Genomic DNA, 17,585 nt, shown 5'->3' on the forward strand with positions numbered 1-17,585 from the left:
CGAGATATCCCAAGCTCGCGAGCCACAGGCAGAACGCCTTCGCCTCGCTCGACGCGCTTGATCGCCTTCAGTTTGTAGGCCGTCGGAAATTGACGGTTCTTTCCTCTTGCTGCCACAGGTCATCCTCGGAATGCCTGTCACTTGAGATTATCGTGTCTCACTTGAGGGGTGCAGTCCACCGTAATCCCCGGGCCGGTGTCACCGTAATCGTTGGGACTCGAGTGGGTCGTAGCAAGCGCCGTCGTCACCGTTCAACTACTTGTGTGTTCGACGATACTGTTGCTCCTGCTTCAGCCGGGCGCCATCGCCAAACTTGCTCTCAGTTCTATCCAGTTGACTGTCAACAATCGCCTCGTGGTTGGACTGGGCCCTATCTTCTGAGCTCTGACCCGGCTTTCCGTTGTCGAGATTAGACCCCGCGAGGTCACCAGGAAGAACTACCAAATCCGGCGGAATCGTTTCTGAATTCTGCGCAAGTCCGGCTTGGCTCCAAGTAACCGAGGCGAGGGCGACAAGAATGCAAGGGATATTGTAGCGCATGGCATAACCTCCAAAGCTTCAGTGAACGTGGCCAACTAGAACGCTCTTTTCGAAGCGAGTCTCTCGCAAGACATCGTCCAGTTCGTCACCGTTCGCGGGTTCTTTTCGACGTGGGTTTTCTGGCCCGAACCGTCCACTCGGCTGATTCTAAGATATTCCTCGGATCCCGAATCGGACGTCTCTTTGAACGAAATGGTGAGGTCGGTGACTTTGAGGTCGGAATACACAATTCCGCCGTCGCCTCTAACAGTATTCCCCTGGGTGTCGAAGGAGAAAACCCAAGGATTGTTGTTGCTTCCATGGATGATGCAAGAGATGTCAATGATCTCAGCTCCGGCCGGGCTGGTCCCAAACGTCGCCGCGCCGACTCCGACTGCAATGGTCCAACATAATGACGACCACATCGCATAGGATCGCAGAGATGGCTTCTGATTGCCTTGAGGATCTGATGATGTCCCTGTCCAATTCACCAAAACACCTCAAGAACGATTTCTGCTGCACAACGCATAATTGTGCCTTGAATCAGCCAGATGTGCCAGTCGTTAAATCGATATGATCTATCCCAGCGGCGACGGCCGATTGAGAATTGGTGAGCGCGCTGGGGCTCGAACCCAGGACCCCGTGATTAAAAGTCACCTCAGGCCTACTAGAGGCCGTTTTGTTTTTGCTGACAAAATTCTGTGTCAGCACCTGCATCCCCTAAAATATCCGCACTTTCTGGAAAACCCCGTGACTTTTTGAAAATCGCTGTGTAAGACCAGTGCAAGTTATTGTGCTGACACAGTGCTGACACAGCGGGGGTGCGCGATGCCACAACTTCAATCTTTGAGCGAAAAAATCGTTGCCGGGCTCCAGGTGCCGGAGGCCGGAAACGTGGTCTATTGGGCCGCCGGTCTGAAGCTGCAGGGGCATGTGACGCCGGCCGGCTTTGGTGTGCGCGTCACCTCGAACGGTGCGCGTTCGTTCGTCCTCAATCATCGTGTCGACGGGCGTGAGCACCGCGAGACCATCGGCCGCTGGAACCTCAACCAGACCGGCGGCGACATCTCTCTCCTGGCCGCCATCGTGGCGGCGAAGGCCCGCGCCGAGGAACTGAGGAAGGGCATCGACAAGGCCGGCGAGAAGGTCGATGCCCGGCCGGAGCGCACGCGCAGGCTGGAGGAGGTCGCCAAGCCGAAGGCGCTGACGATCAACGACATGCTCGACCAGTTCGAGAAGAGGTATCTTGACGAGAAGGGCCTGCGCAGCGCCGACGCCTACAAGGGCGCGTTCAAGCGCTACGTTCGGCCCGACCTCGGCGACTACAGCATCTATGACATCCGCCGCAGCCACGTCACCGCGATGCTGGAGGATATCGCGGATGAGGAAGAGGGCGGCGGCTCGACAATGCGAGATCGCACGCTGGCTTACTTCCGCAAGGCTTGCAATTGGCAGTGCACGCGCGATGACGAGTTCCGCTCGCCCATCGTCAAAGGCATGATGCTGGGCACCGAGGCCAGGACGCGCATCCTCGACGATCAGGAGATCCGCGACCTATGGGCCGCGCTCGACAGGGTGAAGGAGCCGGCCTGCTATGCCCGCTACGTGAAGACGCTGCTCTTGACCGCGACGCGGAGGACCGAGGCGGCTGAGATGCATTCGACCGAGATCAAGGGCAACGACTGGACCATCCCGGCCGCGCGGTACAAGACCAAGGTTGACACGGTGATCCCGCTCTCCAAGGCCGCCCTGGCGCTGATCGACGGCAAGCCGGCGGGCTGCACCGGCAATGCGTGGTTTGTGTTCTCGACGACCGCAGGCGCCGTCAGCTTCAGCGGTTTCAGCAAGGCCAAGGCGGCGCTCGACAAGGCGCTGGTCGAGGTGCGCAAGGAGCGCGGCGAAATGGAGCCGATGAAGGACTGGCGCTTGCACGACCTGCGGCGCACCGCCAGAACGCTGATGTCCAAGGCGAAGGTGTTGCCGGACATCGCCGAGCGCTGCCTTGGTCACAAGATCGTTGGCGTGCGCGGCGTCTACGACCAGTTCGAGTTCCTCGACGAGAAGCGCGACGCCTTCGAGAAGCTGGCCGCCCAGGTCGAGCGCATTCTCAATCCGGAGAGCAACGTCGTTCCGCTGCGCGCGTAAGACGTCTTGTCAGTTGTCATTGCGGGTGTGGACAAGCTGGATACCGGTCGGTTTTCTGCGACTTCCTGCCACCGATTTTCATAGACTCCCACTTCCTCACAAAAGTGGGAGTTTGTTTGCCATGAGTGAACCGGAAATTGCAGGAAAATACCTGACCCGCCCGCAGCTGGCGGTGTTGCTCGGAAACTGGCTGCGCGGCAAGCCTTATACCGAAACCAACATCCGTCTCTGGGAGCGCAAGGGCAAGGCGCCGCCGCGCATCAAGGTTGGCAATAAGACGTTGTACGTCTCTGAAGACGTCGACGCATGGCTGCGCTCGCAACCGAGGGTGCGGTGATGGACGACGAGCTGATGCGCGTGTTCTGGGCGCTCCGGCGCGCCCTCCATCGCCAAGCCGACCGGGAGAACGATCCGCCGAACGTCTTCAGCCAGGGTAGGACGCTGGCCGACAAGGCCCATGTAACCGTGCGCGGCGATCTCGATCTTATGGAGATGGCCCGGCAGATCGTTGCCGATCTGCGGCGGCACGACAGGGCACCGCAGCTGATCGAGCGGACCGCCGAGGCCACAGGGCGGCACATCGTCGACCGGCTGCTGAAGCACGTAGTTGCGCCGGCTACATCCCAGGACTGGGACACATGACCCGCCGCAGCGACTTCAGCCGCCTCGCCGATCGCGACCGCGCGCGCCTGCGGGGCTCTGAGAGCATCGGCGGCCGGTTCTCCGGCCCGCCCGTGCTCCTGCCGGAGAAGGCGCACCAGCGGCCTCCGCAGCGCGACCGCGCGGCCATGCGCCAGGAGTGCGACCGCGCCTATCAGACGTGGCTGACCAAAAGGAGACTTCAACATGACTGACTGCGCCAGCTGCCGGACCGCACTCAACGAGGTCAACACGCCGTCGAATTACTCTGTCGCGCTTGGGCGCGCGCGCACGCGCGGCTTCAACAAGCCGTTGTGCCTCGACTGCCTCATCAAGTTGGACCAGTCCGAAATGCCCGACGCGGTGACAGTCGCCGAGGAACTGATCGATGAGGTGTGCGGCTCCGTTGCGGACCGCTACTCGCGCGGCATCTCGCGCAAGACGCTTGAGGACGCGGTCCGCCTGCTGGCAGACCAATTCAAGCGCGACCCGCAGTCCGCCATGAAGGAGGCCGACGCAATCGATGCACTCCTCGACGACGAGGAGGATGAAGACGAGTGACTCGTTTGCCGTCCAGCTGATGAAAGGCTTAGGATGAAGCGGCTCCGGCGGTTGCGCCGGCCGGAGCCGCGAGATGGGTGCCACGCGCCGTGGAGGCCCAGAGTGCAAGCAAACAACCCGCCCCGCAAAGGAAGGTCGTCGCCGTGAGTGATACCCGCCAGACCAAACTGACGCAAGCGCCATCGCGGACGGTGCCGCTCGCATCTATCAGGTTGCGCGAGATCGAGCGCCTCATCACCGACATGTACGGCCCGGTGCTGCCCGACGACGATGCCGGGCGCGAGATCGCAATGCTGGCGCTGAACACCATCGCCTACAAGAAGGCGAAAGATCCGGAGTGGCTGATGCGCGATTGGATCGCCCGGCGCGCGCCATGCATCAATGGCGAGGAACTCGACGCCCGCATCTGCAGCGTGCTCGGCCAGCCGATGCGGTATAGGGCGGACACGCTCGCCCAGGAGCTGGGCCTTCTCTATGTCGACCGGCAGCGCCTCGCAATCACGACCATCGGCGCCATCGACGTGCCGAAAGAGCAGCGCGACGAACTGCGCCGGGAACGCGACAAGATCCGCAAGCGCATGAAGCGGCGCAAGGCCGGAGCGGTTCCGCGCGAGCAATTCGAGGCCGAAAGCGTCAGGGCAAAAGCCGCCGCCGAAGGCATCAATCCGAGCACATGGTATCGGCGGCAAAAGGGCGCCAATTCCCATTATGCTGCGGACGGACGTGTTGCATTGCCAGTGGCGCGTGATGGGAGGGCGCGCCTAGAAGCGCGTCCCGGACGTCACGCGGGCAATGGTCTCACCAGTTGGGCCGATGACCCGAGCGACTGCGCCTATCGGCTTGCGCTCGCGTCACAGAGCAACGGCATCATGCTGGGAGAGATGGCGACACCTGTTTCCTCTGCCGCGCGCGCGATGCCCTTTGCCCCCGCCATCGCGTCAGCCTATGCTTGCGGCAGCCTCGCCGCTCTGTCGAGCGTCTAGACCGACATCGTCGCACCAACCGGCGCGGTGATGCTCGTTACTAACTCTAGTAAAAGCGATACGACGATGCCCCAGCTTCGCAACATCCGCCGCGAGCGCTTCGCGCAGAACTTCATCTCCGGCAAAGCGCAAGGCCTCTCCAACGGCCGGATCTACATGCTCAGCGGATACACCGCCAAGAGCGTGGAAGCCGCCGACGTCAACGCCTGCCGCCTCCTGCAGCAGCCCGACGTCGCCGCCAGGATCGTCGAGCTGGCCGCACCTGCCAAAACCATCGTGCGCGATGCCGAGCACTTCATGGGCAAGTTCGAGCAGGTGTTCCAGGGCAGCATCAAGGCCGAACAGTTCGGCAATGCCAACCGCAGCGCCGAGCTGCAGGCTCGCATCGGCGGCGTGCTGACTGACAAGCTGGAAGTGTCCGTCGAGTTTGGCGGGGCAAGGAATGCTAAGGAGGTCGTCGCCGAGATGCTGCGCGAGTTCGGCAGCGTCGCCGAGATGCGGGCCTGCCTCAACGACATCATCGCCCAGGCCGAGGAGATCGCGGCGGAGCAGGCGAAGGCGATCAACGGGCATGCTGTCGTGGCCGGAGCTGACACAGTGCTGACACAGCTCGACAAAGCAGAGAAAGTCGAATGATATCAACGCAGGCCTCGTGATTGATAATCATGGGGCGCTGCCCTGGTCGAGATTTCCCCCGCCGCCACAGCCGCCCCTGGTCGCCGCCGACCCCGAGGTCGACGCCTCCGACCCCAAGGGGAGCCTTAACCCCCACCCAGGGGCTGCAGGCAGGGCGGCTCGATCGAAATAGAGTTCCTCCCCTCCCTCTCCATCCCCCCATATCCCAAAACTTTTTGGATTTGGGGCCCCACCTCCCTGAGCCTCTGCCCATGGGGCCCCTCCAAATCGGACAATTTGTCCAGTTTGCCGATCTCGAGCCTCTGCCCGCTCCAGACGACCCCGCCAAAACCTAGCGCGAGTCGCCCATGCGTTTCCAGGGGGGGGTGCCCGTGTTGTAAGACCGGGCCGAGGTCTGAGCCTCTCCTGAGCCTCCCTAGGGGCCCGGCTACTGCGGGGCGGTTACCATTCACTGGCGCACCAAGCCGGCGAGCCAGCCAGCGTAGTAGCTGGCGGTGACCATGAGGCGCGGTGACATGATCGGCAGCAGGAGCCAGTAGACGAACGGCTGATAGTTCTTGCTGAAGACGGCTTGCTCGATCGCAAACACGATGATGCCGATGCCGAACAATTTGCGGCCCAGGCCGATGGGCAACCAGGGATATTTGAGCGCAACCTCGGGCATGGCGGCGCGGAACCTTGCGACAAAAAATGTGGTTGCCAGGATGATGACGCCCCATGCGATCAAGCCGTGGCCGATGGTTTCCGCTGTCATGGTGACCCCTCGCTCGATCCCTATGGGCAGCCAGCCAGATGGACCACGGCGCCGATCTTGAAGCCGGGGTCGGTGGAGCATTCCGGCGGCCAGGAGACGATAGCCCAGAGGCAGACGGCAATGGCGATAGCGGCGGCGGCTATTTCTCCCCGAGGAGAAATAGCCCTGCCGCGCAGGATCGCACGCCAGGGAACCGATACGGTGCGATCGAAATGCAGGGAATGCAGGCTCATCTGAGGCCTCCAAAATTCGGCCCCAAAATAATCCCGCTTGAGTCCGTGTCAAGAAGCGCAGCAAAATCAATACTTTGACCGCGTGGTCACTTCTTGCCTAGCGCCTGTGGCGGCGCTGCTCCAGCAGCCGGGTCCGGGTCTCATCGTCCGCCAGGATGGTGGCTTGCGACGTCTGCTGCGCTTGGATGATGGTGACCTGATCGTGGATGACATCGACCTTGCTGCTGATGCGGTCGATGGTGTCGATGGCGCGAAGCGCGATCCAGCCGGCGATCGGGAGGGCGCAGCCGCCGGCCAGGATGGCGAGGCGGGCCAGGACGATGAGGGTCACATTATGGGCGAGGGTGGTCATTAGCTGATCGAGATGCCGCCCCGGACGATGGTGCCGCCGGTCGGCACCCCGGCCGAACCCGGACCAAACGGTTCCGCTGATCTGGACGTTGGTGAGCGCCAGCGCCGCTGAGATGACCGTCGCGCTCGCGTTGGCCGCGAGCCGGACCGTGACCAGCGCGGTCAGAAAAGATAGCCGATCACCGCCGAGGAGACCACCCAGTCGGCGGTGCCACCCGCTGTCGGGACAAACTTCGCGAGGTCGACGAGGCGGGTCATCAGCAGCGGCCCATGGTCTGGTCATTGACGATCGTGACAATCGCGGCGGACGGTCGCAGCAGCCGATTGGCGGCGCTTTCGAGCAGGTCGAGTTCAACGCTCGATCCGTCGCCCCCTGCGCGACGGGAGCGCAGGTTGGCCAGGATGGCGTGCGCCAGATCGGTCCGCTTGACGACGCCTGCAACCTCCAGCATCGAGGCGAGGCCGTCGGTAATCGTCTCGATCGTGCTTTCGCAGGCGTTGAGTCGGCCGTGCAGCACCTGGATCTCGGCGCGCAGCTCTTCGGTTTCGCTCAACTCTGTCATGGTCATGCCGCCCTGATCAGGGTGATGCCGGCGACGAGCAGCGGCGGCATGTTCTGCGCGGCGCCATTGCCGGCGTTGTTGACGGTGATGCCGGTGGCCGCCGCCTGCGTCAGGAAGCCGCCGATCTGGATTGGCGCGCCAGTGCCACCGGTGACGAGACCCGGCGGGCTCCCCGCGCCTGACATCACCGTCCCGGTGTTCTGCGCGTGCTGATGCGTCGGGTCGGTGATGCTGTGGTTATGCGTCTGCGTTTGCTGATCGCCGCCGCCCGCAAAGATGGTATTGCCGGCCACGCCGGAGACCGCCGAGGAGACGCGCCCAACGCCCTGGTCGAGCATGTACCGCGTCCGGCCGCGCTGATCCGGCAATGTCGTTGAGCCGAGGATGAGCGCAAGCGTCGGATAGGTCGCCGAGGAGAACGTGCCGCCGTTGCAGATCAGGTAGGGCGGCACCGTGCAGCCGGAGACCCAGTTCGGGACCGATGAGCCGGCATAGTCCCAATATTCGCCGACGCGGCCGAGGTTTTTGAACCGGATGTTGGTGCCGTCGTTGACGACATCGACGATCTCGCCGGGCGGAATGCAGACCGCCTGACCGCCGGCCACCGTCGTCTGCAGCGTGATCGTAAACGCGCTCGACCCGGTGCAGGTGTTGTAGACCTCGTAGCTCTTTTTGAACGAGGTCGGGAAGGTCGCCGTGATCGACGTCAACAGCGTCGAGTTGAAGGTGATGGTCTTATTCTGGAATTGCGCGGCAGACAGGGCGACGCTGCCGGCGGCGCCGCTGATCGTCGTCAGTCCGCCGCCGACCAGATCGAGCAGCGTCATGTTTGCGTTGACGGGCGTGTCCCAGGTGCCGACCTGATCGCCACGCCCCGGCTCCTCAAGCTGCAGGTTAGGCGAGAACGTGCTGACCATAGGTCTGCTCCAAACTTTGAGCGGGCGCTCGATCCTTCTCGCCGAGCAGCTCCATGAGATCGGCGCGCGTCAGCGTCTCGATCGCAATCGCCGCCAAGCTGAAATAGTCCTGCCGGCCGGAGACCTTCATCGCCAGCGCAACGCGCCGGATCATGCTCTCGCCGGGCCGCTCGACGTGTTCGTCGCGCTGCGCCCTGGCGTTGCGGTCCTTATGCTCGACAACATGCCGGATCGGTTTCGGCCCCGGCTTCGCCGTTGGCGCGCTGCCTCGGCGCCAATGCACCAGAACCGTATTCGGGTGATTGCAGCGCATGCGCTCGGCTTCGGAAAGCGTCGCGCGGTACGCCTCGATCTCGCCGAGGTGTTCGACCATGAGCACCGCGTTGTATCTCTCGTGATTGTCGAGGTCGGCCATGCCCGCTTCGCGGAGCCAGTCGCGCATGTGCTTCTGATAGCTGCTGCCGAAAGGCGCGTTGACCCGCGCCCGCGCCATGCACTCGCGCCGCGCCGCCTGCAGCGCCCGGCCGATCGCGACCCAATCAGCGAAGGTTGCGCGGCTTTGATCCTTCAGCCGCTGCCATGCGGCCTTGCCTTCCGCGATGATGCTGGCGTCGCTCATCACGCCACCCCTTGCTGCAGCGCTGTCAGCTGCGAGAAGCCGCTCGCGTTCTGCGTCAGTCGCCATGCCGCGATCGGCATCGTGCTGATCGCGCCGACGAACGAGACCGACGAGGCCGCCGGGCCGCCGACCTGGGAGGCCTGCAGCACGGTCAATGTCGAGCTGGAGAAGGTCGAGCTGGGGTCCTGCAGCGTGACGTCGATCTGGCAGGTGCCGTTCAGGCCGGACAGCGTCGCCTGAAAACCGATCTGTTGCGGCGGCACGCTCCACCAATTCGTCAATTTCCACGGCGAAGAGCCGGACGATGAAAGCGTGACTGTGATCGGCTGGGTCATCGCGCTGTCTCCGTCAGAAGTCTTAGTTAGCATGCTATCTGACAGTTAGTTTGTAGTTCGCGCGCTCATTGCGCGCGGACCATGTCGGGTGATAGCATGTATTGACCATCTGCTCAAAGCATTCATGGAGAGCGCAATGGGCACGACAAAACAGCAGACCATCGCAGATCGGATTTACGCGGAGCGGCTGGAGCACGACCGCGCCTACGCGCGCTATCGCGCGACCGGCGACACCGGGCCCATCAACGCAAGCGACCGCCGCATGGCGAAGCTGCAGCAGGATCTCACCAACGCGGGCGATAATCTTTACATCCCGCCGGGCAAGTAGGCTGCGATGGGCAGCAAGGACACCCAGACCAGCAACACGCAGCAGTCGCAGACCTACACGCCGGCTGGCGGGAGCTATTTGACCAACGCGCTCAATCAGGCGCAGGGCCTCGCCGGCCAGAACCTCACTGTCCCGACCGCGCCGGTTGCCGGCTTCCAGCCGCTGCAGCAGCAGGCCTTCGGCGCGATCCAGGGCGCGCAGGGCATGGCGCAGCCGTACTATCAGCAGGCGCAGAACTACTTTTCGCCGCAGGGCGCGCAGGCGTTTTTCAATCCGTTCGCCGATGCCGTCACCGCCCAGATGCAAAACGTTTTCGGCCAGCAGAACCAGCAGAACACGGCCAATTTGGTGCAGTCTGCCGGCGGCGTTGGCGCCGACCGCATCGCCGTTGGCCAGGGCAACCTCGCCAATCAGCAGGCGCTCGCCGCAGGGCAGACCTATGCCAATCTGTACGGCCAAGCGCAGCAGCAGGCGCAGCAGGCCGGGCAGAACATCGCCGGCCTGGGGACGACCGCGCAGAACACCGCGCTGCAGGGCGCTAATGCGCTGCTCGGCGCGGGAGGCCTGCAGCAGTCGCTGGCGCAGCGGCAGCTGAACGCGCCTTACCAGCAGCAGCTCGCCCAGATGGCGCTGCCGTTCCAGCTCAGCAACTTCTTCAGCAACACGGCAGGCGCGCTTGCGCCGGGCCTCGGCGGCACCACGAGCGGGCAGGGGACGACGAGCAGCCAGTACAATCCCTCGCTCTGGTCGCAGATCCTCGGCGGAGGCGCGGCGCTGGCCGGGATCGGTGGCGGACTGTCCGGCGGCGACCTTTCCGCGCTCAATCCGTTCGGCTCCTCGCCGAGCTATGGCGGCGGCAACATGTGGAGCGGTGACGCCTATGGCGGCAGCAGCGCCAATCCCCTCCCTGGGCTGACGGCGGCGGACTACGGCGCAGGCTTCGCCGAGGGCGGCGCTGCCGAGGACGATGTCATCGACCCGCACAATTGGATGGCCGCCGACAGCGGATTGATCCCGGTCGCGCAGATCGCGCGCGCCACCGCGCCGAAACCAAATCTCAATCTGACGCCGCCCGCGCCGTCGAAGGGCGGCAGCGGAGGCGGCGGCCTCGGCGACGTCATCTCGACCGTTGGCAAGATGGCCATGATGTTTGCGGCGCGCGGCGGCGCGATCAATCCGTTCGCCAATGGTGGCGAGGTCTCTGATCAGGAGCGCCAGCTGGGCATGGACTACCTGCGGCAGGCGTTCACGGACCCGACGCGCCAGCAGGGCATGGACAAGCTGCGCGATGTCATGCAGCGGCAGTACGGCATCAATCCGAACGACCCGATCCGGCTGGACCCGCAGGCCGACGCCGCGTGGCGCGCCAGTGTCGACGCCAGCAACGAGACCCCTGCAGCAGTCTCCGCTCCTGCAGGCGCCGCCGCCGCAGCGCCTGCGGCAGCTCCCGGCGCACCTCCTGCGCCGGCTGCGGCGGCGGCATCACCTCCGGCGGCCAATCCGTTCGCGCCACCCCAGCGCAGCAGCATGCAGCAGTTCATGTCCTCGCCCTATGGCGCGCTGCTCGCTGGCGGCCTGTCGCTGATGGCAGGCCGCCCGGCGCTGGAAGGCTTGGCCTTCGCGCAGAAGCAGGAGGGCATCGATCAGGCCAGCCAGCGCTTGGAGCTGGAGGCGCAGAAGCACGCCGACGAGCTGGAAGCGGCCAAGGAGCTGACGCCGTATCAGAAGGCGTCGCTCGACCTTCAGCGGGAGCGGCTCGCCGCCGTGCAGGGCAAGGAGAAACCGCTGCCTGCCTCGCTGCTCAAAGACCTCGGCGAGAAGGCGACGAGCGCCAATCAGCTGCGCGCGCTCGAAACCGGCTTCAAGCCGGACTATGCGGGCTCCGGCTCGGCGACCATCGGCGACGTCAAGAATTGGGCGGCGCGGCAGTTCAACATCGGCAACACCGACGCCGCCGATTGGTGGCAGAGCTACCAGGGCTATCAGAACAAGGTCCGGCATGAGCTGTTCGGCTCGGCGCTGACCGCGACCGAGGCCGCGCAGTGGGAGCGGCAGTCGATCAATCCCGGCATGGCGCCCGATCGCATCAAGGCCAACCTCGCGCGGCAGCGTGAGATCGTCGAGGGCGCGCTGCGCCGTCGCGCCGACTCGCTCAAGAAGCAGGGCTATAGCGCGGAAGGCATCGACGCCGAGGTCGGTCCGCTGGGCAAGTCGACTGGCGCGCCGCAGGTTGGCGAGATCCGCACCAACGCGCATGGCGTCAAGGGCCGGTGGACCGGCCAGGGCTGGGAGGTCATCCACTGATGCCCGTCCTGAGCAATGACGAGTTCGAGAACTACGGCGCGCCGGCAGGAGCCGCGCAGCCGCAGGTTTTGAGCACCGACGAGTTCGAGAACTTCAAGCCGGCCGACAAGCCGCTGGCGTGGTCGGACGTCCCTGGTCAGGCGCTCGCCAATGCGCCGGGCAGCGCGGTCCAGTTCGCCAAGGACGTCGTCCAGCCGATCCTGCATCCGATCGACACTGTCGAGAACATCGGCAAGGTCGGCGCTGGCCTCGCCAATCAGCTCGGCATCGGCATCGGCGGACCGGACCCGGAAGCCGATCAGGCATGGGACCAGTTCAAGGGGTTTTTCAAGGACCGGTACGGCTCGGTCGAGGGGTTCAAGAAGGCGCTGGCGACTGACCCGGTTGGCGTGCTCGGCGACGCCTCGATCCTGCTCTCCGGCGGCGAGACGGCGCTGGCGCGCGCTCCGGGCCTCGTTGGCAAGGTCGGCAGGGCCGCTGGCGAGGTCGCCGCTGCGCCGGGCCGAGCGGCTGGCGCTCTTACGCGCGGCGCCGGCAACCTCGCTGCGGAGGGTCTTGGACTGACGACAGGCGCAGGCGCCGAGCCGATCAAGGCGGCGCTGCGAACCGGCATCGAGGGCGGCGGCGCAGGCGAAGCGTTCCGCGCCGGCATGCGCGGCGAGCGGCCATTGGAGGACGTCGTCAGCGAGGCGCGCGGCGCGGTCGACCAGATGCGGGTCGAGCGCGGCCAGGGCTATCGCGAGGCCATGGCCGACATCGGCATGGACACCAAGGTTCTCAACTTCGACAAGATCGACGACGCGATGCGCGAGGCCGGCAAGGTCCAGACCTATAAGGGACAGGACTTGTCGCCGACGACGCAGGCGGTCAGGTACAAGCTGGCCGACATCGTCGACGAGTGGCGGGCGCTCGACCCTTACGAGTTTCACACCGCCGAGGGGCTGGACGCGCTCAAGCGCAAGGTCGGCGACATCCGCGACGCGACCGAGCTGCATACGCCAGAGCGGGTCGTCGCGGACCGCGTCTACAACGCGATCCGAGGGACCATCGTCAAGCAGGCGCCGGACTACGGCCGCGCGATGGAGGCCTATGCGAAGGTCTCCGACACCATCAAGCAAATCGAGCGGACGCTCAGTCTCAATCCCAATGCCAACATCGACACCGCATTGCGGAAGCTGCTCGCGGTGACGCGCGACAACGTCAGCACCAATTTCGGCTACCGCAAGCAGCTGGTCGAGATCCTGCGCAACAGCGGTGCCGAGCATCTGCTCGACCGGATCATGGGTCACGCCCTGGGCCATTGGGCGCCGCGCGGCATCGCGCGCGTCGGCGCCGGCTTGGCGACCGCAGGTCTCGGCGCGCTGTCGACGCCTGCGCTCGCCGCGCTGCCTGCGATGTCGCCCCGGCTCGTTGGCGAGGCCGCCCATGCGGTCGGCCGAGGCGCGAGCTATCTGCGCCGCCCGGCCCAGCTCGCCGCTCCAGGCCGTCTGCGCGCGCTTGGGATCGCCTCTCAGCCTCCGCAGCAGGAACCGAAGGCCTCGCGGTTGGCGGCCAGCTTCGCGGCGCGGTATTATCCGATGAACAGACAGGAACAGCCATGACCATCGACAACAAGACGCTGCTCGCCGACACCATGCGCGGCTATCAGTACGCCCGCGAGGAGGCCTATTCCGAGCTGCGCCGCGCCCAGATCGACGACGACCGCACGGCCGCCGCCGAGGCGGTGTTCAAGATCAACGATCTCGACGTCAAGATGCAGAACCTCGACCGGCTCTACGCCCAGGCCGAGCACCGGCCGGAGCCGCAGCAGCGCGCGCCGAGCAACAAGTTTGGACTGTCGCCCGAAGAGGAAGAGATCGCGCGCAGCATCGGCGGCTCCATCAAGGGCATGACCGACGAGCAGCGCCTGGAGCGCTATGCACAGCAGAAGCAGCGCTATCAGCAGGCACGCGCGAGCGGCGAATACCGCGACGACCAGGGCAGGGTGACCCGATGACGCTGACCTTCAAGAGCACCGCGCTGGACGTCATCACCCACGACTATGGCCGGGCGAAGTATACCGCCACGCGCGAGGGGTCGAACTGGGTGGTGACCGGCCACAATGAAGCCGGGGAGCCGGTCAGGAAACAGATCAATTGGTGCCCGAACCGGTTTGATGCAGCGGCCCATATGCTTCAGTTCGCGATGGAGCAGCATGACGAGACCAAGCGCGCGCGGCCATCGCCGCGCGTGGACCGCGTTGTCAACGTCTACGACGACGGCGCCGTCGGCGCCGCGCCGATCGTTCCGAGGAGATGGCCATGAGCAGGCAGAGCAGGATTGAGGAGTACCGCAGGCCCGACAAGGCGGTCTCTGGCTTTTCGAGCAAGAAAGAAGATTTGGCCTACTGGGCTAAGCGTGCCAGCGACAACAGCCAGAACGCGACCAGGGCGAAGAGCGGAGATGTGAAGCTGCCGGACAACGGCGGCCAGCCGAAGGTGCATAGCACCAGCGCGGGGCCGCACGGTCATGGCATCGATCCTTACGACAAGGCGAGTCGCAACGTGAACAGCGCCGGGTCCAGCTACATGCGCCACGTTCGGCGGACGGTGGGCGGGAGCTAATCACCATGCGTAGGACGCAGCGAGTTCAACCCTATCGGGGCGGCGGAGAACAGCACCCTGCCGACGTCCCTGATGCGGCTCCGGCGGCGGAGATGGCCCCGCCGCTGGAGGCTGCCGCAGCGCCGCCGGAGCTGACCGAACAGGAGCGCGAGGAGCAGGAGCGCAACGAGCGCGCCGTCCGCGAGGCCCTGGCGCGGCAGCGCCGAGCCGAGGAGCTGTCGGCGGAGATGTCCCGCATGTCGCCGGTCGAGCGCGAGCTGGCGCAGCGCTTCCCCGACATGACGCCGGCCGAACGCTGGTTCGTCCTGCAGCATCCCGAGGTGCTGCATGAGGACAATGTCCACTTTGTCGCCGAGAGCTACCAGCGCGGCCAGCGCATCGGGCTGCAGCGCGGGAGCAAGGAGCTGTTCGCGCTGATCCTCGACGATATCGACACGCGCCAGCGGGCCGCGCGGGGTGCCGAAAGCCTCGACCGCGACGTTGAGCGCGAGCGGCTCATCTCGGCGGCGCAGGGTGGCGCGCCGGAGATCCCGGCCGAGCCAGCTGTTGAAACGGCAAGTGAACCCTCGCTGCCCGCGATCCCCGCACCCAGGAAAGGCATGCCGATGGCTGCACCCGTGTCCCGCAGCGAACCCCCGACCTATTCCGGGAGGCCGCGCGAGCCAAATTTTTTGACCCCCGAGGAGCGCGAGATCGCGCGCAACAGCTTCTCCGCGCCCGGCATGACCAACGCGCAAAAAGAGTACCTCTACCTCAAGAACAAACAGCGCTATCACCAGATGGTCCGCGACGGGACCTACACCACGGAGCGCAACCGGTGAGGGACGCTGAGCGCGATGCATGGACGTTCGCCGAGCTGCTGGTCCCCTGGATCGGCGAGGTGCTGATCAACGACCCGGAAGGCAAGCCGCTGACCCTGGCGCGCATCGTCCAGCTCGCCTGCCAGCACTATGGCGAGGCCGCGCTGCCGCTGCTCGATGCCGAGATTACGGTGCACTAATGGTCTCGTTCAAGCCGCAGCACCAGGGCCAGGAGCACGCAGGCATCGGCAAGTGCGACACCCTGCTGCAGGCGCCGCTGCTGACGCTGTCGATCATGCAGCGCGCGGCGCCGGCCGATTTGCCGCGCTACCGTGCCAAGGTGCGCCAGCAGCTGCAGGCGGCTGTCGACGCCTGCATGGCGCTGGCCGACGAGTTCAGCCGGTGAGAACGGACCGCAGCCAGGGCCGCCCAGGCGGCTACAATCCCCGAACCTATGGCGACCCGGATGAGCCGGACAGGCGCGCCAAGGCGCTGCAATCGCGCAAGGAAAAATTCGCGGCGCTGAACCGCTTTGTGACAAAAGCCGGCGGCTGGGTCACGAGCATCCCCGGCGACTATCTCGTGACCATCGAATGCACGGAAGGCTCGAGTTTGCCGGAGAAATTGCAGGATCTCGGCTATCGGCTGCGCGAGGTCGACCGGCGCGAACGCATGATCTCCAATGCGACGACCGAGGAAATTGTGGACTTGTGTCACAACAAGACCCGCACGCTTTCGCATGCGGGCCTCGTGCCTGTGATCGTCTATTCCTTCGAGCTATGAGATCGGTCTCAGCCGCTGCTGCAGCTCGTCTGTCAGGATGCGATATTCCCAATAGTCCATAAGCACCTCCCGGTTCAGCTCGATGAACCGGGTCACCTGCTGGAGCAGCGCGGGTGAGGCAATGTTGCCGGCCTTCACGCTGCCATCGCTGATCGCAACCGAGGCGGTCTCGCAATGCGGGCTGATCGAGTCCGGCGGATTGATCGCCACCTTCACCCGCGCCGCGTGCTGGGTCTTCCCCTTCGGACTGATGAAGATGGTGTTATCGATGCCCGTGACGTTCTTGCGGTACGAGACCATTTCCTCGACCAGCTCCTCTTCGGCGATCTCATCGGCCAAGTTCTGATCAACCAGCACGGGCCGGTACATCGTGCCGGTGTTTGAGGAGCTGATCGTCAGAGAAAAGTTGTTGCTCTGCAGGTAGGAGACGACCTCCGGCGGCAGCCGGCGCTCGACCTCAACCTTGACCTTTTCCAGTTCCGCAAGCGTCGTCATGCTGTCCTCCGGGAGACCATCAACAATAGGCCCCCGACCTGTGGAAGCAAGGCCAGGAGCAGCAGGCGGACCATGGCGACGTCACCCTCGGAGGGGCTGACGCGGCCAGCCGTCACCCAGGCAGTCAGCTGGACCATTGCCGCCGCCTGCGGATCGGCGCCGGTCTGGACCGCACCCATGGCCGCCGCTAGCCCGGCGCGCGCCGTTTCAACGGCGGTCTCACGCTCCCGGCAGAACCGGCCGACGCCGCCCTTGCATTCGAGATCCCGCGCCTTCATCGCGTCACCCAGGGCCGCCTGCGCCGCCGTCACCGCCGGGGTGACGCGGCTCCCGCGCGCCAGGGTGACGTCGCTTATGCTGGTCGAGGCAAAGCCGACCGAGCCGAGCATGGCGAAGGCGAACACCGCCACCCAGGTCGCCCAGGCCGCCACCTTGCTGCCGACGTCCTGGCAGGAGGCCGCGACCGAGGGCAGCGCCAGGGCGGCGCAATCAGCGCAAAGACCCAGCGCCAGGAACAGCCAGCCGGAGAGATCCGAGCTGCCCAGGCTATGGGCGTAGACCGCGTTCATGGACAGGCCGACCAGGGCGAGGCCGAGGGCGGCGGCGCGCAGGGCGAGGCGGGAAAACATTGACGGTGGCGTCAATGTTTCGGGCGTCACGTCCAGGGCGAGGCGGGCGGGGGATAGACCGTCTCGCCCGCGTTCTGGGCGGTCGAGGCGTGCGTTACTAGGATGAGTAATGACCAGCTCCGGCGCGTTCTGGGCGGCCGAGACGGTGGCGGGCGGCACCACCGCCGGCAGCTGCGCGGCCTTGGCGGCTCGGAGCCGGGCCTTGTAGGCGCGCTGCCTCTCGGCGCCGGTCTTGGGGCGCTGTGTCAGCGCTGTGTCAGCAGTTTTTTGGTGTTGCGGGAGGGGGATTATGGACGCAATGGTGGCGTCAGCCATGGTGAACCGTCCTGTCGGTTTGGCGTGGTTAGGGCCGGTTCCGTGCTTCCAACACGGTTCCGGCCCGCTATGT

27 protein-coding genes are annotated in these 17,585 nt (G+C 65.1%); 17 read left to right on the forward strand and 10 right to left on the reverse strand.

All coding sequences use genetic code 11. From position 1 onward, the window contains the following. Positions 1-255: 255 nt before the first annotated feature. Positions 256-540: a hypothetical protein gene (locus tag QX135_RS19335; RefSeq protein WP_316178383.1), complete on the reverse strand. Its 285-nt coding sequence runs from the start codon at positions 538-540 to the stop codon at positions 256-258. Positions 541-1,413: 873 nt separating this feature from the next. Between QX135_RS19335 and QX135_RS19340 the strand changes: the two genes are divergently transcribed. The 7 genes from QX135_RS19340 to QX135_RS19370 all read left to right on the forward strand — a co-directional run bounded on the left by QX135_RS19340 (position 1,414) and on the right by QX135_RS19370 (position 5,483). Continuing rightward, entirely contained in the window at positions 1,414-2,664 is a 1,251-nt protein-coding gene (locus tag QX135_RS19340; RefSeq protein WP_316234218.1) for a site-specific integrase, read from the forward strand. Positions 2,665-2,785: 121 nt separating this feature from the next. Further along, positions 2,786-3,001 (forward strand): hypothetical protein, encoded by a 216-nt coding sequence (locus QX135_RS19345; RefSeq protein WP_316234219.1) that lies wholly within the window; start codon positions 2,786-2,788, stop codon positions 2,999-3,001. Next, positions 2,971-3,306: a hypothetical protein gene (locus QX135_RS19350; RefSeq protein WP_316234220.1), complete on the forward strand. Its 336-nt coding sequence runs from the start codon at positions 2,971-2,973 to the stop codon at positions 3,304-3,306. The genes QX135_RS19345 and QX135_RS19350 overlap by 31 nt, the downstream gene beginning before the upstream one ends. After that, a complete protein-coding gene (locus QX135_RS19355) occupies positions 3,303-3,518 on the forward strand; it encodes a hypothetical protein (protein ID WP_316234221.1) in 216 nt (71 codons plus the stop codon). The genes QX135_RS19350 and QX135_RS19355 overlap by 4 nt, the downstream gene beginning before the upstream one ends. Further along, positions 3,511-3,864, forward strand: coding sequence for a hypothetical protein (locus tag QX135_RS19360; RefSeq protein ID WP_316234222.1), 354 nt, complete (start codon positions 3,511-3,513; stop codon positions 3,862-3,864). The genes QX135_RS19355 and QX135_RS19360 overlap by 8 nt, the downstream gene beginning before the upstream one ends. 212 nt (positions 3,865-4,076) lie before the next feature. Further along, entirely contained in the window at positions 4,077-4,847 is a 771-nt protein-coding gene (locus QX135_RS19365; protein WP_316234223.1) for a hypothetical protein, read from the forward strand. 66 nt (positions 4,848-4,913) lie between these two features. Next, on the forward strand, positions 4,914-5,483 hold the full coding sequence (locus tag QX135_RS19370) for a hypothetical protein (protein WP_316234224.1): 570 nt from the start codon (positions 4,914-4,916) through the stop codon (positions 5,481-5,483). 448 nt (positions 5,484-5,931) lie between these two features. Here the strand turns inward: QX135_RS19370 and QX135_RS19375 are convergent, their stop codons facing one another. From QX135_RS19375 to QX135_RS19405, 7 genes are all read right to left on the reverse strand, one after another. Beyond that, positions 5,932-6,237, reverse strand: a complete 306-nt coding sequence (locus QX135_RS19375) for a hypothetical protein (protein ID WP_316234225.1) — start codon at positions 6,235-6,237, stop codon at positions 5,932-5,934. Positions 6,238-6,257: 20 nt separating this feature from the next. Then, a complete protein-coding gene (locus QX135_RS19380; RefSeq protein ID WP_316234226.1) occupies positions 6,258-6,470 on the reverse strand; it encodes a hypothetical protein in 213 nt (70 codons plus the stop codon). A gap of 97 nt (positions 6,471-6,567) precedes the next feature. Further along, entirely contained in the window at positions 6,568-6,822 is a 255-nt protein-coding gene (locus QX135_RS19385; RefSeq protein WP_316234227.1) for a hypothetical protein, read from the reverse strand. 256 nt (positions 6,823-7,078) lie between these two features. Continuing rightward, positions 7,079-7,390, reverse strand: coding sequence for a hypothetical protein (locus QX135_RS19390; protein ID WP_316234228.1), 312 nt, complete (start codon positions 7,388-7,390; stop codon positions 7,079-7,081). Continuing rightward, positions 7,387-8,301: a hypothetical protein gene (locus QX135_RS19395; RefSeq protein WP_316234229.1), complete on the reverse strand. Its 915-nt coding sequence runs from the start codon at positions 8,299-8,301 to the stop codon at positions 7,387-7,389. Before QX135_RS19395 ends, QX135_RS19390 begins: the two co-directional genes overlap by 4 nt. After that, complete coding sequence (locus QX135_RS19400; protein WP_316234230.1) at positions 8,279-8,920, reverse strand: hypothetical protein; 642 nt, start codon at positions 8,918-8,920, stop codon at positions 8,279-8,281. Before QX135_RS19400 ends, QX135_RS19395 begins: the two co-directional genes overlap by 23 nt. Further along, positions 8,920-9,255 carry a hypothetical protein gene (locus QX135_RS19405; RefSeq protein WP_316234231.1) on the reverse strand — a complete coding sequence of 112 codons (336 nt, stop codon included), beginning with the start codon at positions 9,253-9,255 and terminating at the stop codon, positions 8,920-8,922. The genes QX135_RS19400 and QX135_RS19405 overlap by 1 nt, the downstream gene beginning before the upstream one ends. Positions 9,256-9,391: 136 nt before the next feature. Here QX135_RS19405 and QX135_RS19410 point away from each other — a divergent pair, with 136 nt between their 5' ends. The 10 genes from QX135_RS19410 to QX135_RS19455 all read left to right on the forward strand — a co-directional run bounded on the left by QX135_RS19410 (position 9,392) and on the right by QX135_RS19455 (position 16,073). Continuing rightward, positions 9,392-9,583: a hypothetical protein gene (locus tag QX135_RS19410; RefSeq protein WP_316234232.1), complete on the forward strand. Its 192-nt coding sequence runs from the start codon at positions 9,392-9,394 to the stop codon at positions 9,581-9,583. A 6-nt stretch (positions 9,584-9,589) separates the two neighbouring features. Next, entirely contained in the window at positions 9,590-11,887 is a 2,298-nt protein-coding gene (locus QX135_RS19415) for a hypothetical protein (RefSeq protein WP_316234233.1), read from the forward strand. Continuing rightward, the gene (locus QX135_RS19420; RefSeq protein ID WP_316234234.1) at positions 11,887-13,488 is read left to right on the forward strand and encodes a hypothetical protein; all 1,602 of its coding nucleotides are present in this window, start codon (positions 11,887-11,889) and stop codon (positions 13,486-13,488) included. The genes QX135_RS19415 and QX135_RS19420 overlap by 1 nt, the downstream gene beginning before the upstream one ends. Continuing rightward, the gene (locus QX135_RS19425; RefSeq protein ID WP_316234235.1) at positions 13,485-13,883 is read left to right on the forward strand and encodes a hypothetical protein; all 399 of its coding nucleotides are present in this window, start codon (positions 13,485-13,487) and stop codon (positions 13,881-13,883) included. The genes QX135_RS19420 and QX135_RS19425 overlap by 4 nt, the downstream gene beginning before the upstream one ends. Next, entirely contained in the window at positions 13,880-14,191 is a 312-nt protein-coding gene (locus QX135_RS19430; protein WP_316234236.1) for a hypothetical protein, read from the forward strand. The genes QX135_RS19425 and QX135_RS19430 overlap by 4 nt, the downstream gene beginning before the upstream one ends. After that, positions 14,188-14,490, forward strand: coding sequence for a hypothetical protein (locus QX135_RS19435; protein ID WP_316234237.1), 303 nt, complete (start codon positions 14,188-14,190; stop codon positions 14,488-14,490). The genes QX135_RS19430 and QX135_RS19435 overlap by 4 nt, the downstream gene beginning before the upstream one ends. A 92-nt stretch (positions 14,491-14,582) precedes the next feature. Next, complete coding sequence (locus tag QX135_RS19440; RefSeq protein ID WP_316234238.1) at positions 14,583-15,311, forward strand: hypothetical protein; 729 nt, start codon at positions 14,583-14,585, stop codon at positions 15,309-15,311. Continuing rightward, positions 15,308-15,490: a hypothetical protein gene (locus tag QX135_RS19445; protein WP_316234239.1), complete on the forward strand. Its 183-nt coding sequence runs from the start codon at positions 15,308-15,310 to the stop codon at positions 15,488-15,490. The genes QX135_RS19440 and QX135_RS19445 overlap by 4 nt, the downstream gene beginning before the upstream one ends. Beyond that, entirely contained in the window at positions 15,490-15,696 is a 207-nt protein-coding gene (locus QX135_RS19450; RefSeq protein WP_316234240.1) for a hypothetical protein, read from the forward strand. The genes QX135_RS19445 and QX135_RS19450 overlap by 1 nt, the downstream gene beginning before the upstream one ends. Continuing rightward, a complete protein-coding gene (locus tag QX135_RS19455) occupies positions 15,693-16,073 on the forward strand; it encodes a hypothetical protein (RefSeq protein ID WP_316234241.1) in 381 nt (126 codons plus the stop codon). Before QX135_RS19450 ends, QX135_RS19455 begins: the two co-directional genes overlap by 4 nt. On the opposite strand, the gene QX135_RS19460 is transcribed toward QX135_RS19455, so the two are convergent. Beyond that, the gene (locus tag QX135_RS19460) at positions 16,068-16,568 is read right to left on the reverse strand and encodes a hypothetical protein (RefSeq protein ID WP_316234242.1); all 501 of its coding nucleotides are present in this window, start codon (positions 16,566-16,568) and stop codon (positions 16,068-16,070) included. The two genes, QX135_RS19455 and QX135_RS19460, sit on opposite strands and share 6 nt — an antisense overlap. Then, entirely contained in the window at positions 16,565-17,512 is a 948-nt protein-coding gene (locus QX135_RS19465) for a hypothetical protein (RefSeq protein WP_316234243.1), read from the reverse strand. The genes QX135_RS19460 and QX135_RS19465 overlap by 4 nt, the downstream gene beginning before the upstream one ends. Positions 17,513-17,585 lie beyond the last annotated feature (73 nt).

The sequence above is a fragment of the Bradyrhizobium sp. SZCCHNR1098 genome, from assembly GCF_032489375.1.
GTDB lineage: Bacteria > Pseudomonadota > Alphaproteobacteria > Rhizobiales > Xanthobacteraceae > Bradyrhizobium.

Excerpts from the sequence above, each read along its gene's own strand:
- QX135_RS19440 (WP_316234238.1), top strand. The coding sequence starts at position 14,583 with ATGGCCCCGCCGCTGGAGGCTGCCGCAGCGCCGCCGGAGCTGACCGAA.
- QX135_RS19465 (WP_316234243.1), bottom strand. The coding sequence starts at position 17,512 with ATGGCTGACGCCACCATTGCGTCCATAATCCCCCTCCCGCAACACCAA.
- QX135_RS19355 (WP_316234221.1), top strand. The coding sequence starts at position 3,303 with ATGACCCGCCGCAGCGACTTCAGCCGCCTCGCCGATCGCGACCGCGCG.
- QX135_RS19425 (WP_316234235.1), top strand. The coding sequence starts at position 13,485 with ATGACCATCGACAACAAGACGCTGCTCGCCGACACCATGCGCGGCTAT.
- QX135_RS19370 (WP_316234224.1), top strand. The coding sequence starts at position 4,914 with ATGCCCCAGCTTCGCAACATCCGCCGCGAGCGCTTCGCGCAGAACTTC.
- QX135_RS19395 (WP_316234229.1), bottom strand. The coding sequence starts at position 8,301 with ATGGTCAGCACGTTCTCGCCTAACCTGCAGCTTGAGGAGCCGGGGCGT.
- QX135_RS19400 (WP_316234230.1), bottom strand. The coding sequence starts at position 8,920 with ATGAGCGACGCCAGCATCATCGCGGAAGGCAAGGCCGCATGGCAGCGG.
- QX135_RS19435 (WP_316234237.1), top strand. The coding sequence starts at position 14,188 with ATGAGCAGGCAGAGCAGGATTGAGGAGTACCGCAGGCCCGACAAGGCG.
- QX135_RS19405 (WP_316234231.1), bottom strand. The coding sequence starts at position 9,255 with ATGACCCAGCCGATCACAGTCACGCTTTCATCGTCCGGCTCTTCGCCG.
- QX135_RS19415 (WP_316234233.1), top strand. The coding sequence starts at position 9,590 with ATGGGCAGCAAGGACACCCAGACCAGCAACACGCAGCAGTCGCAGACC.
- QX135_RS19335 (WP_316178383.1), bottom strand. The coding sequence starts at position 540 with ATGCGCTACAATATCCCTTGCATTCTTGTCGCCCTCGCCTCGGTTACT.
- QX135_RS19385 (WP_316234227.1), bottom strand. The coding sequence starts at position 6,822 with ATGACCACCCTCGCCCATAATGTGACCCTCATCGTCCTGGCCCGCCTC.
- QX135_RS19380 (WP_316234226.1), bottom strand. The coding sequence starts at position 6,470 with ATGAGCCTGCATTCCCTGCATTTCGATCGCACCGTATCGGTTCCCTGG.
- QX135_RS19410 (WP_316234232.1), top strand. The coding sequence starts at position 9,392 with ATGGGCACGACAAAACAGCAGACCATCGCAGATCGGATTTACGCGGAG.
- QX135_RS19450 (WP_316234240.1), top strand. The coding sequence starts at position 15,490 with ATGGTCTCGTTCAAGCCGCAGCACCAGGGCCAGGAGCACGCAGGCATC.
- QX135_RS19430 (WP_316234236.1), top strand. The coding sequence starts at position 13,880 with ATGACGCTGACCTTCAAGAGCACCGCGCTGGACGTCATCACCCACGAC.
- QX135_RS19420 (WP_316234234.1), top strand. The coding sequence starts at position 11,887 with ATGCCCGTCCTGAGCAATGACGAGTTCGAGAACTACGGCGCGCCGGCA.
- QX135_RS19360 (WP_316234222.1), top strand. The coding sequence starts at position 3,511 with ATGACTGACTGCGCCAGCTGCCGGACCGCACTCAACGAGGTCAACACG.
- QX135_RS19460 (WP_316234242.1), bottom strand. The coding sequence starts at position 16,568 with ATGACGACGCTTGCGGAACTGGAAAAGGTCAAGGTTGAGGTCGAGCGC.
- QX135_RS19390 (WP_316234228.1), bottom strand. The coding sequence starts at position 7,390 with ATGACCATGACAGAGTTGAGCGAAACCGAAGAGCTGCGCGCCGAGATC.
- QX135_RS19345 (WP_316234219.1), top strand. The coding sequence starts at position 2,786 with ATGAGTGAACCGGAAATTGCAGGAAAATACCTGACCCGCCCGCAGCTG.
- QX135_RS19350 (WP_316234220.1), top strand. The coding sequence starts at position 2,971 with ATGGCTGCGCTCGCAACCGAGGGTGCGGTGATGGACGACGAGCTGATG.
- QX135_RS19375 (WP_316234225.1), bottom strand. The coding sequence starts at position 6,237 with ATGACAGCGGAAACCATCGGCCACGGCTTGATCGCATGGGGCGTCATC.